The organism is Phaeovulum veldkampii DSM 11550 (assembly GCF_003034995.1).
GTDB classification, from domain to species: Bacteria; Pseudomonadota; Alphaproteobacteria; order Rhodobacterales; family Rhodobacteraceae; genus Phaeovulum; species Phaeovulum veldkampii.
The window spans coordinates 95,458-105,974 of sequence record NZ_PZKF01000008.1 but is presented as its reverse complement, the minus strand read 5'-3'; the positions used below and the strand labels follow the sequence as shown (position 1 = coordinate 105,974).

General features: G+C 66.0%; 14 protein-coding genes and 1 tRNA gene. 5 read left to right on the top strand and 10 right to left on the bottom strand.

Going from position 1 to position 10,517, the window contains the following annotated elements; translation table 11 throughout:
• From C5F46_RS05325 to pdxH, 10 genes are all read right to left on the bottom strand, one after another.
• Positions 1 to 263, bottom strand: a 263-nt coding sequence (locus tag C5F46_RS05325; RefSeq protein WP_181317731.1) for an NAD(P)-binding domain-containing protein, incomplete at its 3' end; no start/stop codon positions are given.
• A 28-nt stretch (positions 264 to 291) separates the two neighbouring features.
• On the bottom strand, positions 292 to 795 hold the full coding sequence (locus C5F46_RS05320; protein WP_107324318.1) for a type III secretion system chaperone family protein: 504 nt from the start codon (positions 793 to 795) through the stop codon (positions 292 to 294).
• Positions 796 to 988: 193 nt separating this feature from the next.
• A complete protein-coding gene (gene yacG, locus C5F46_RS05315) occupies positions 989 to 1,162 on the bottom strand; it encodes a DNA gyrase inhibitor YacG (protein WP_107324317.1) in 174 nt (57 codons plus the stop codon).
• The gene (locus C5F46_RS05310) at positions 1,159 to 2,202 is read right to left on the bottom strand and encodes a ribonuclease E/G (protein ID WP_107324316.1); all 1,044 of its coding nucleotides are present in this window, start codon (positions 2,200 to 2,202) and stop codon (positions 1,159 to 1,161) included. Before C5F46_RS05310 ends, yacG begins: the two co-directional genes overlap by 4 nt.
• Positions 2,199 to 2,771: a Maf family protein gene (locus C5F46_RS05305; RefSeq protein ID WP_107324315.1), complete on the bottom strand. Its 573-nt coding sequence runs from the start codon at positions 2,769 to 2,771 to the stop codon at positions 2,199 to 2,201. Before C5F46_RS05305 ends, C5F46_RS05310 begins: the two co-directional genes overlap by 4 nt.
• Complete coding sequence (gene infA, locus C5F46_RS05300; protein ID WP_036636451.1) at positions 2,768 to 2,986, bottom strand: translation initiation factor IF-1; 219 nt, start codon at positions 2,984 to 2,986, stop codon at positions 2,768 to 2,770. The genes C5F46_RS05305 and infA overlap by 4 nt, the downstream gene beginning before the upstream one ends.
• Positions 2,987 to 3,135: 149 nt before the next feature.
• A tRNA-Pro gene (locus C5F46_RS05295) sits at positions 3,136 to 3,212 on the bottom strand.
• A gap of 40 nt (positions 3,213 to 3,252) precedes the next feature.
• Positions 3,253 to 3,714: a DUF192 domain-containing protein gene (locus C5F46_RS05290; protein WP_107324314.1), complete on the bottom strand. Its 462-nt coding sequence runs from the start codon at positions 3,712 to 3,714 to the stop codon at positions 3,253 to 3,255.
• Positions 3,714 to 4,247: a cold-shock protein gene (locus C5F46_RS05285; protein WP_107324313.1), complete on the bottom strand. Its 534-nt coding sequence runs from the start codon at positions 4,245 to 4,247 to the stop codon at positions 3,714 to 3,716. The genes C5F46_RS05290 and C5F46_RS05285 overlap by 1 nt, the downstream gene beginning before the upstream one ends.
• 116 nt (positions 4,248 to 4,363) lie before the next feature.
• Positions 4,364 to 4,987, bottom strand: coding sequence for a pyridoxamine 5'-phosphate oxidase (gene pdxH, locus C5F46_RS05280; protein ID WP_107324312.1), 624 nt, complete (start codon positions 4,985 to 4,987; stop codon positions 4,364 to 4,366).
• A 106-nt stretch (positions 4,988 to 5,093) separates the two neighbouring features.
• On the opposite strand from pdxH, the gene fabI reads away from it, so the two are divergent.
• From fabI to C5F46_RS05255, 5 genes are all read left to right on the top strand, one after another.
• Positions 5,094 to 5,918, top strand: coding sequence for an enoyl-ACP reductase FabI (gene fabI / locus C5F46_RS05275; protein WP_107324311.1), 825 nt, complete (start codon positions 5,094 to 5,096; stop codon positions 5,916 to 5,918).
• Positions 5,919 to 5,925: 7 nt separating this feature from the next.
• Entirely contained in the window at positions 5,926 to 6,531 is a 606-nt protein-coding gene (locus C5F46_RS05270; protein ID WP_235820089.1) for a LysE family translocator, read from the top strand.
• Positions 6,532 to 6,544: 13 nt separating this feature from the next.
• The gene (gene gpt / locus C5F46_RS05265) at positions 6,545 to 7,048 is read left to right on the top strand and encodes a xanthine phosphoribosyltransferase (protein WP_107324309.1); all 504 of its coding nucleotides are present in this window, start codon (positions 6,545 to 6,547) and stop codon (positions 7,046 to 7,048) included.
• Between the two features lie 355 nt (positions 7,049 to 7,403).
• Positions 7,404 to 8,582 carry an aminotransferase gene (locus C5F46_RS05260; protein WP_107324308.1) on the top strand — a complete coding sequence of 393 codons (1,179 nt, stop codon included), beginning with the start codon at positions 7,404 to 7,406 and terminating at the stop codon, positions 8,580 to 8,582.
• A gap of 76 nt (positions 8,583 to 8,658) precedes the next feature.
• The gene (locus C5F46_RS05255) at positions 8,659 to 10,509 is read left to right on the top strand and encodes a peptidylprolyl isomerase (protein ID WP_168796837.1); all 1,851 of its coding nucleotides are present in this window, start codon (positions 8,659 to 8,661) and stop codon (positions 10,507 to 10,509) included.
• Positions 10,510 to 10,517: the final 8 nt, after the last annotated feature.

The window sequence follows — 10,517 nt, the reverse complement described above, 5'->3', positions numbered from 1 at the left end:
CCCCCGCCCATCGCCGCCAGCGTGGGCAGCGCCGCGCCCATCATCTGCGGCTTGACCGCGATCAGCACCACCGCCGGGCGCGCGGGCAGGTCGGCGTTCAGATGCACGCCCTGCGCAACCAGCCAGTCGCTTGGATGCGGGTCAAGCACCCAGACCGCGCCGGGTGCAAGCCCCTGCCGCAGCCAGCCACCCAGCATCGCAGAACCCATCTTGCCGCACCCCAGAAGCACCAGCCCCCGCGCGGCGATCATGTTGAAATCCATTGCCTTCCCCCATTCTGTCGGGGAAAGATTAGGCCCGCCCGTAGGCCTCGGCAATGGCCACCTGCATTGCGGCCTCGGGGTCTTCGTCCCCCCATGCGGTCAGTTGGAAGGCCGGGTAGAACCGTTCGGCAGCACTCACCGCCGCGCCGATCAGACGGTCGATCTGCTCGGGCGCAGCGATCTGCCCGCCCGCCAGCACCAGCCCGTGGCGCCAGACCATCAGCCGCTGTTCAACCCAATAGGTAAAGGCGCCGGTCCAGACCTGATCGTTGACGCGGTTCAGCAGGTCGTAAAGCGCGCCCAGCCGGTGCGAGGGCGGGTCCATCTCGAAGGTCGAGATCAGCCGCAGCGTCTCATCCCCTGCCGACCATGCCAGCGTGATCGAATAGGTCCGCCACTGCCCCTCGACCACCATGGCGATCTGGTCATCGGTGACGCGGTCAAATTCCCAGTCGCGGGTTTCGGCCAGGGTTTCGACCAAGTCGATCGGATGCAGATCGTCCGAGGTCAGGAAGTCCTCGCTCAGCGCCATGTCCGCCTCCTGCCTGTTGCCGCCATCGGGTCGCACCCAACAGCTTGGCGTGCTTACAACGAGCGGCGGTTACCTCGCCTGCCCATACGAAATATGGTGCGGGCAAAGCGGCGGCCTGTAAAGCGATTCCCCAAAGCAAGATGGGGATAAGGTTCACAAAGCTGGGGAGAACCCGCGCAGCACACGGCAGGCGTCAGTTCGGGCGCGGGTCTTCGGGCGGGCGCGGGCTGTCATCCTCCTCCGACACGTCGCCGGGGATGACGTAAGAGCCTTTCAGCCAGCGCCCAAGGTCGATGTCGGCACAGCGGCGCGAACAGAAGGGGCGATAGTTCGGATCGGCGGGCTTGCCGCAGATGGGGCAGCTCATGGCGCGCGCTCCAGCAGATGCGCCAGCGGCAGCCGGTCGCGCTTGCGGCTCAGTTCGTAATTGCCCAGCGGCGTCCAGCCGGCAAGGCTGGTTTCGGCGGCCTCACCCTTGAAGGCCGCGCGCAATTGCTGTTCCAGCGCGGCACGGTCCTTTTTCGCCATCGGCGCGAAATCGACAATGATCTGGCCCCCCAGACCCCGCAGCCGCAACTGCCGCGGCAGGTCGCGGGCGGCCGCGATATTGGCCTTGAGCCCCGCCGCAGGCGAGGTGTCGGGGCCGGTGTTCACATCGACCGCCACCAGCGCCCGGGTGGGTTCGATCATCATGTGCCCACCGCCGGGCAGCGCCACGCGCGGGCCCAGCAAGGTCGCCAGCGCCTCCTCGACCCCATGCGCCAGCATCGCCTCGGGGCCATCCTCGACCGCGTCGGGCGCGGGTTCGGCCCAATCGCGCCAGGCCTCCTCATGCGGGGTCGGCGCATCGACCAGCAGTTCCGGCCCGCCCGCCGCATCAGCCAGCACCGCGGCGGCCAGATCGCGCATCGCGGTGATGTCTTCGGCGATCTCGTCATCCTCGGCCAGAACGCAGGCCGACCGCAGGATCAGCCCCATCCCGGCCCCCGCCATCACGCGTTCGGCCAGCGTTTCCAGCGCGGTGCGGGTCTCGGCGTCGCGGATGCGGCGCGAGACGTTCAGCCCCGGCGCGCCGGGGGTGACGATCGCATAGCGGCTTTTGAACAGCAGCCGGGTTGTGACCGGCAGCGCCTTGCCGGGTTCGGCCCCGGCGGCGACCTGCACCAGCACCGACTGGCCGGGTGCCAACCCGCCGGTATCGCGCAGAAACCCGTTGCCTTCGGGCAGCCGGACAAAGACCCCGCCCTGCCCCTTCACCGGTCGGTCCACCACCGCGCGGCAGATCGCGCCGGGGGCAAGCGTGTCTTCGGGCGCGGCAAGGATCAGATCCTCCAGTCGGCCATCGACCATCAGCGCCGCCGCCTCGCGGCCGCGCAACTGGCCCAGCACAACGACCCGCCCCTTCATTCCGCCTCCACCGGGTAGCCCGCGGCGCGCAAGAGCGTGGCGGTTTCGGCCAAGGGCAGGCCCACGACCCCGGTGAACGAGCCTTGAAGCCACGGAATGAAGGCCCCGGCGCGGCCCTGGATGGCATAGCCGCCCGCCTTGCCCTGCCACTCGCCCGAGGCAAGATAGCCGTTCACCTCGGGGTTGGAGAGCGGCCTGAATTTCACGATCGTATCGACCAGCCGTTCGCGCAGATGCGCGCCGCGCTTGACCGCGACGGCGGTCAGCACATGATGCCGCCGCCCCGACAGTGCCCACAGGAATTCGGCCGCCTCGCCCGCATCGCGCGGCTTGCCCAGAATCCGGCGGCCCACGGTCACCGTGGTATCGGCGCAGATCACGATCTCATCCTCGGCGCAGCGCACGGCCGCGGCCTTTTCGCGCGCGATCCGGGTGACATAGTCACGCGGCGATTCGCCCTTTTTCGGATCTTCGTCGATTTCAGGCGCGCGCACACAATCGGGCACGATACCCAGTTGCCCCAGCAACTCCAGCCGTCGCGGGCTGGCCGATCCCAGGATCAGCTTCACTTGAAGCGGTAGTTGATGCGGCCCTTGCTCAGGTCGTAGGTGTTCATTTCCACCTGAACCTTGTCGCCCGCCAGAACCCGGATACGGTTCTTGCGCATCTTTCCTGCCATATGCGCGATGATTTCATGGCCGTTTTCCAGCTCGACCCGAAACGTCGCATTCGGCAGGAGTTCCTTCACGACGCCGGGGAATTCGAGCATTTCTTCCTTGGCCATGGTCACTCCGTCTTGATGCCGCCCGCCTGAGTCCGCGAGCGCGGCTTAAATGCGCCCATCGGCGGCGATTTTCAAGGACAATGTCGCTTTTCCGACCGGAGGGTCAGAATGAACACGCAACCCGGCGGGCCGGGGCCTGCCGGAGGAAGTGGTCGGGGCGATAGGATTCGAACCTACGACATCCTGCTCCCAAAGCAGGCGCGCTACCAGACTGCGCTACGCCCCGACACCGCCTACCTAGCCCGGCGCGGGCCGAAGGAAAAGGGTCAGTTGCAGGGAAAAGCGGCGCCATCTTGCGACAGTTGCGGATGGGCCAGTTCGGCGCCGGGGCCAATGCCCAGCCGGCGCGCCATACCGCCGTTGATTTCCAGCACCATCAGCACCGCATCGCCGCCAAGGATCGGGGTTTCATCAAAGGGGCGGGCGTTCTCATGCACCCGCACCACCCGGCCCGCGGCGTCGAAAAAAATCATGTCGAGCGGCAGCGGCGTGTTCTTCATCCAGAAAGCCACAGGCTGCGCGCGATCATAGATGAACAGCATCCCGGCGCCCTTGGGCAGGCTTTCGCGCCCCATCAGACCCTGCGCGCGTTCGGCCGGGTCGTCGGCGACCTCAACCGCAAGGCGCACCTGCCGTTCACCGGCCCGGATCAATGCCAGATCGTCCTGGCACTCGCCCGCCCCGGCGCCCGTTGCCGCAACCAGCAGCGCGAAAACCGCCGCCCGCATCAGCGCAGTTCGCGCAGCGCGACTTCCCACGACAGAACCTGCGCCGCCATCCGGCCACGCTTGCCGTCGATCACCCGCAGGCAAACCGCCTCGCCGGGGGCCAAATCGGCAAAGCCCGACCGGCGCAGCACCTCGATATGCACGAACACATCCTCGGACTGGCCAAAAACATTGGCAAAGCCAAATCCCTTGATCTTGTCGAACCACTTGACCCGCGCGGGTTCCAGCGGCAGCGCCGCGATTTCCTCGGGGTCGCTGTCGCCCAGATCTTCCATCTGGCCGAACCGCTCGATTTCCGGGGGCGAGATTTCCAGCACCTCGACCGCCTGCGCGCCGCGCGCCGTCAATTGAACTGAAACCACGATCCCGGCGCCATCGGCCACAGAGCCTTGCCCGAAATTGCGCAGAACATTGGCGTGCAGCAAAATGTCGGGGCCATTTTCGGCGTCAAGAATAAAGCCGAAGCCCTTCGCAGGATCGAACCACTTCACCCGCCCCGAAACGCGGCGGAGTTCCGTCTGGAGGTCGTTCATATGGCTCAGTTCCCGTGACAATCCTTATCCAAACCGCGCATTGTCACAGACAAAGGGGGCAAGCAACCCCAAAAGTATGGTATTCCTTACCTGCCGCATTTCACGAAGCGTGAGTTTCAAGGGTTCAGGCGGGTAATCGCCCAATTCGTCCCTGGGTTGTCGCGGACCCAGCGAAAGCGGTCATGCAGACGGAACGGGCCATCCGCCCAGAATTCAATCTCCAGTGGAACCAATCTGATACCGCCCCAGAACGGGGGGCGCTTGGGGTTGGGGCCATGACTTGCCGTCACCCGCGCCACCTCGCCCACCAGTGCCATGCGCGAGGACAGCGGCTCACTTTGCCGCGAGGCCCAGGCTCCAAGCCGGCTTTTCAGGCTGCGCGAGGCAAAATAGGCATCGGCCTGCGGCCCCTCTTCGCGTTCGGTCAGGCCGCGCACACGAATCTGCCGACGCAGCGATTTCCAGTGCATCACGAAGGCCGCCTTGCCATTGGCCTCGATCTCGCGCGCCTTGGCCGACCCGTAATTGGTGTAGAACACAAAGGCGCCGTCGCCTGCAGCCTGGCTGCCCTCGATCTCTTTCAGCAGCACCATACGCACATTGGGCAAACCCGCCGCATCCACCGTGGCCAGCGCGATGGCGTTGGGATCGTTGACCTCGGTCCCCTCGGCCTCGGTGAGCCAGTCGCGCGCGAGTTGAAACGGGTCGTCGCCCGCAAAAATGCCGCCCCTGTCGATCATGCCGCGCCTCCTCGTGACAACCGCAGTTCCCCCGCAGCCGTGCCTTGATGCCCCTACCGCTTTGGCCTAAAGCGGTGCAATTACCTTGGAAGCGTGGGGAGTGCGGATGTCAAGCAATCTGATGACGGGCAAGCGCGGGCTGATCATGGGGCTCGCCAATGACAAGTCGATCGCCTGGGGCATCGCCAAGGCCTGCGCCGATGCGGGCGCGGAACTGGCGTTTTCCTATCAGGGCGACGCGCTGAAAAAGCGGGTCGAACCGCTGGCCGCCTCGATCGGCACACCGCGCCTGTTCGAATGCGACGTGGCCAGCGAAGAAAGCCTCGATGCGCTGTTTTCCTGGCTGGAATCGGAATGGGGCACGGTGGATTTCGTCGTCCATGCCATCGGCTTTTCCGACAAGAACGAACTGCGCGGGCGCTATGTCGAAACCTCGCGCGCCAACTTCCTGATGTCGATGGACATCTCGGTCTATTCCTTTACCGCAGTTTGCCAGCGCGCGGCCCGGCTGATGCCCAAGGGCGGCAGCCTGCTGACGCTGACCTATTACGGTGCCGAAAAGGTGATGCCGCATTACAACGTGATGGGCCTGTGCAAGGCCGCGCTAGAGGCTTCGGTCAAATACATCGCCGAAGACCTGGGCAAGGATGGCATCCGCGTGAACGCCATCAGCGCGGGCCCGATCAAGACGCTGGCGGCCAGCGGCATCGGCGATTTCCGCTATATCATGAAGTGGAACGAACTGAACTCACCCCTGCGCCGCAACGTGACGCAGGAAGAGGTCGGCAAGGCTGCGCTGTATCTGCTCTCCGATCTCGGCTCCGGCACCACCGGCGAAAACCTGCATGTCGATGCGGGCTATCATGTCGTCGGCATGAAGGCGGTTGATGCCCCCGATATCGACGTGGTGACGGGCCGCAACGGCGGATAAGCCGATCTTGGACCTCGCACCCTATCTGGTGATGATCTCGACGCTGTCCCTGGCGATTCTCTCGCCGGGGCCGGCGATCATCGCAGCCACGCAAACCGCCTTTGCCCATGGCCGTGACCGCGCCCTGCCCTATGGGCTTGGGCTGGCCGTGGGCGCATCGTTGTGGTGCCTGTTCGCGCTGATGGGGCTGGCGGTGCTGTTCCGGCTGCACCCGGCGCTGTTCACCGGCATGAAGGTTCTGGGCGGGGTGTATCTGCTCTGGATGTCCTGGGGGCTGTGGCGCGCGGCAACGATGCCCTTGCCGGACGCCGCCGACGGCCGCTTCGGGCGCAGCTTCTGGGGGGGGATCGTGCTGAACCTGTCGAACCCCAAGCCCGCGCTATTCTATTCGGCGCTGATCCTGTCGGTCTTTCCAGAGCCGCTGGGCCTGCTGCGGCAGATCGGGGTCTATGCCGCCTGCCTTGCGACCGAACTGTTCTGGTATGCCGTCGTCGTTCTCGCCATGTCCACGGCGCTGATGCGCACGCGCTACTTTTCTGCCAAATCCTGGATCGACCGGGGCGCCGCAATCGCCCTGTTTGCGCTCGGCCTCGTGCTGATCCTCAAGCCCTGAAAGGACATTTCCCATGGTTGACCGGTTACCTCATGAAAAGGGCTTTCACGTCCACTGGGACCAGTTGCACCGCGACGCGCGCGCGCTGGCCTGGCGGCTGGATGGCAAAGGCCCCGACAATGGCGCATGGCGCGCGGTGGTGGGCATCACCCGCGGCGGCCTGGTGCCCGCGATGATCGTCAGCCGCGAACTGGATATCCGCGTGGTCGATACGATCAGCGTCAAAAGCTACAGCCATCAGGATCAGCGCGAAGCATTGGTCACCAAATCACCCCAGGCCGAGTTGATGGGCGATGGCACCGGCATCCTGATCGTCGATGATCTGGTCGATACCGGCAAGACGCTGGAACTGGTGCGAAAGCTTTACCCCAAGGCGCATTTCGCCACGGTTTACGCCAAACCCAAGGGCAAACCGCTGGTGGACACCTATATCACCGAGGTCAGCCAGGACACCTGGATCTTCTTCCCCTGGGACATGGCGCTGCAATACGTGCAACCCTTCCGCGGCGCGGACTAAAATCAAAAAAGGGGGGCTGTCTGCCCCCTCTTGGCCTGCGGCCAATTCACCCCCGAGGATATTTCGGCAACGGGAAAGCCCGCAAGCAAGAGGGTCCGGCCCCGGCGGGAGACCAGGTCAAGCCGCCGGGCGCCTTCCCGTTGACGGTCATCGGCGTCCCCGCCTGTCCCGCAAACCAAGCCTGCCTCGACCTCGTAAAAATCCGGTTAACCGCTTCCCGTTGCCGAAATATCCTCGGGGGGTGAGGCCCCGCAGGGGACGAGGGGGGCAGACAGCCCCCCTTCTGCCGCGCCGGGGCTTGCATCCCGGCGGCGGGAATGGTCCCCTAGCGCGTCGATCTGCCGGAGCCGTGCCGATGCCCCACCCGCTTAACCCAGCCCTTGGTCAGACCTTCGTCCCTCCGGTGATGGAGGCGCGGCGCTGGCTGGAAGGGGTGGCGTTCCCGCCCGAGCGGCCGCTGATCAACGTCAGCCAGGCGGCCCCCGTCGATCCGCCGCCCGAGGCGCTGCGCCGGGCGATTGCCGAGGCCGCGCTAAACGACCCCGCGGCACATCTTTACGGCCCGGTTCTGGGCCTGCCCGAACTGCGCGCCGAGGTCGCTGTGCAGTGGCGGGCGGCCTATGGCGGGCAGATCGCGGCAGCCCAGGTCGCAATTACCCAAGGTTGCAATCAGGCTTTCTGCGCCGTGATGGCAACACTGGCCGGTGCGGGGGACGAGGTGATCCTGCCCGCGCCGTGGTATTTCAATCACAAGATGTGGCTCGACATGTCGGGGGTGAAGGCCGTGCCGCTGGCCACCGGCCCCGGCCTGATCCCCGAGGCCGCCGCGGCGGCGCGGCTGATCGGTCCGCGCACCCGGGCCATCGTGCTGGTCAGCCCGAACAACCCCGGCGGTGCCGAATACCCCGCCGAGACGCTGGCGGCCTTTCGCGATCTGGCCCGCGCGCAGGGGCTTGCGCTGATCGTCGATGAAACCTATCGCGATTTCGACAGCCGCAGCGGCGCGCCGCATGATCTGTTCGTCGATCCCGACTGGGACGAGGTTCTGATCCAGCTTTACTCGTTCTCGAAAGCCTATCGGCTGACCGGGCACCGCGTCGGCGCGATCGTGGCCAGCCCCGCGCGTCTGGCCGAGGTCGAGAAATTTCTAGACACCGTGGCGATCTGCCCCAACCAGTTGGGCCAGATCGCGGCGCTGTGGGGGATGCGCAACCTGCGTGACTGGGTGGCGGCGGAACGAGCCGAAATTCTGGCACGCCGGACCGCGATGCAGGCGGGGCTGGCCGCCCTGCCGGGCTGGAACATGCTCGGCTGCGGCGCCTATTTCGCCTATGTCACCCACCCCTCGCCGCTGCCCGCGCCCGAGTTTGCCCGCGCGCTGGTTCGCACGGCAGGTGTGCTGGCGCTGCCCGGCACCATGTTCATGCCAACGGGCGACCAGGCCGGCGCGCGCCAGATGCGCATCGCCTTTGCCAATATCGACGCGGCTGGCATCGGCGCGCTGATGGAGCGTCTGCGCACACTGCCGATCTGAGCCTTGCCGCCGCAGGGCGAACCGCCTAAACACGCCAGGAAGGCCAATTTCCGGGCCATTTCGAGGAGGGTCAGCCATGTCGAACGCGCTGCGCACCAAGGGCAAGAACACCGTGGTCTGGGTGCTGATGATCCTGTTGATCTTTGGTCTGGGCGGCTTTGGCGTGACCAGTTTTTCGGGCGGGCAGCGCAGCATCGGCAGGGTGGGCGGCAGCGAGATCGGCCTGAACGACTATGCCCGCGCCCTGCGTCAGGAAATGTCGGCGCTGTCGGCGCAGACCGGCAAGCCGGTCAGCATGACGGACGCGGTTGCGATGGGGCTGGATCGCGCGGTGCAGGCGCGGCTGTTTTCCGATGCTGCGCTGGATGAACAGGCCCGCCGCATCGGCATTTCGGTGGGCGACGGGGCGGTGCGCGATCAGATCCTGTCGGCGCGCGGATTTCAGGGGATGACCGGCGGCTTTGACCGGGAAGTCTACAAGATGGTGCTGCGCGACCAAGGGCTGACCGAGGCCGAATTCGAGGCCAAACTGCGCGCCGAAAGCGCACGGCTGATCCTGCAAGGTGCGGTGGTGGGCGGCGTCACGACGCCCAAGGCGCTGTCTGACAGCTTTACCGCCTTCATCACCGAAACCCGGTCGATCGCCTATGCCGAACTGACCGAGGCCGATGTGACCGGCCCGCTGGCCGAACCGACCGAGGCCGATCTGCGCACCCATCACACCGCACATGGCGCCGATTTCACCCGCCCCGAAACGCGCCAGATCAGCTATGTCTGGCTTTCGCCCGAGGCGCTGCTGCCCGAAGTCAAGCTGGATGAGACCGCCCTGCGCGCAGCCTATGAGGCCCGGATCGACGAATTCGTAACGCCCGAACGGCGGCTGGTCGAACGGCTGGTCTACCCGTCCGAGGCCGACGCCACCGAAGCCAAGGCCCGGCTGGATGCGGGCAAGGCCAGTTTTGCCGATCTGGCCGCCGAACGCGGGCTTTCGCTGGCCGATATCGACATGGGTGAGGTCAGCCGCGATGCGCTGGGTGCCGCCGCAGAGGCTGTCTTTGCGCTGGAGGAACCGGGCGTCGTTGGCCCCCTGCCCTCGGACCTTGGGCCTGCGCTTTATGCGATGAACGGCATTCTGGATGCGCAAGAGATCAGCTTTGAGGCCGCGCGTGAGGAACTGTCATCCGAGGCGGGGCTGGATCAGGCGCGGCGGATGATCCTTGACCGGTCTGCGGGACTGGAAGACCTGCTGGCAGGCGGCGCGACGCTGGAACAGGTGGCGGCCGAAACCGAAATGGAGGCGGGCAGCATCGCCTTTACGGCCCAAAGCCGTGACGGCATCGCCGCCTATCCGGCCTTCCGCGCGGCTGCGGCGGCGGCCACGCCCGAAGATTTCCCCGAACTGATCGAACTGGATGATGGCGGGGTTTTTGCGCTGCGTCTGGATGCGGTCGAAGCACCCCAACTGATCCCGTTCGAAGATGTGGCCGATCAGGTCGAGGCGTCGTGGAAGCAGGCGCAGTTGCGCGACTGGTTGCAGGACCGGGCCGAAGAAATTGCGGCTTCGGTGGACAATGGTGCGATGCTGTCGGCGCAGGGGCTGGTGACCACGGTCGTCGGCCGTCTGCCGCGCGGCGGCTATATGGAGGGGGTGCCGCCACTGGTGGGCGACACCGCCTTGCGCACCGCGCCCGGCAAGGCCGCTGCGGTCGAGGCCGATGGCCGCGTCTTTGTTGTCGTGGTCGATGAAATCCACGCCTCCGACCCGAACGACACGGATGTGGCGGCGGTGCGCGCCTCGGTCGAGGACCAACTGGCGCAATCGCTGGCGCAGGATCTGTTCGACCTCTACGCCCGCGCCGTGCAGAGCGAGGCGGGGATCACGCTTGACACCCAGGCCATTGCCGCTGTTCAGGCCCAATTGCAGTAATCAGGAGG

Bases quoted from the DNA above. Each gene is read 5' to 3' on its own strand.
- C5F46_RS05320 (WP_107324318.1), bottom strand. From the start codon at position 795: ATGGCGCTGAGCGAGGACTTCCTGACCTCGGACGATCTGCATCCGATC.
- yacG (WP_107324317.1), bottom strand. From the start codon at position 1,162: ATGAGCTGCCCCATCTGCGGCAAGCCCGCCGATCCGAACTATCGCCCC.
- C5F46_RS05310 (WP_107324316.1), bottom strand. From the start codon at position 2,202: ATGAAGGGGCGGGTCGTTGTGCTGGGCCAGTTGCGCGGCCGCGAGGCG.
- infA (WP_036636451.1), bottom strand. From the start codon at position 2,986: ATGGCCAAGGAAGAAATGCTCGAATTCCCCGGCGTCGTGAAGGAACTC.
- C5F46_RS05290 (WP_107324314.1), bottom strand. From the start codon at position 3,714: ATGCGGGCGGCGGTTTTCGCGCTGCTGGTTGCGGCAACGGGCGCCGGG.
- C5F46_RS05285 (WP_107324313.1), bottom strand. From the start codon at position 4,247: ATGAACGACCTCCAGACGGAACTCCGCCGCGTTTCGGGGCGGGTGAAG.
- pdxH (WP_107324312.1), bottom strand. From the start codon at position 4,987: ATGATCGACAGGGGCGGCATTTTTGCGGGCGACGACCCGTTTCAACTC.
- fabI (WP_107324311.1), top strand. From the start codon at position 5,094: ATGTCAAGCAATCTGATGACGGGCAAGCGCGGGCTGATCATGGGGCTC.
- gpt (WP_107324309.1), top strand. From the start codon at position 6,545: ATGGTTGACCGGTTACCTCATGAAAAGGGCTTTCACGTCCACTGGGAC.
- C5F46_RS05260 (WP_107324308.1), top strand. From the start codon at position 7,404: ATGCCCCACCCGCTTAACCCAGCCCTTGGTCAGACCTTCGTCCCTCCG.
- C5F46_RS05255 (WP_168796837.1), top strand. From the start codon at position 8,659: ATGTCGAACGCGCTGCGCACCAAGGGCAAGAACACCGTGGTCTGGGTG.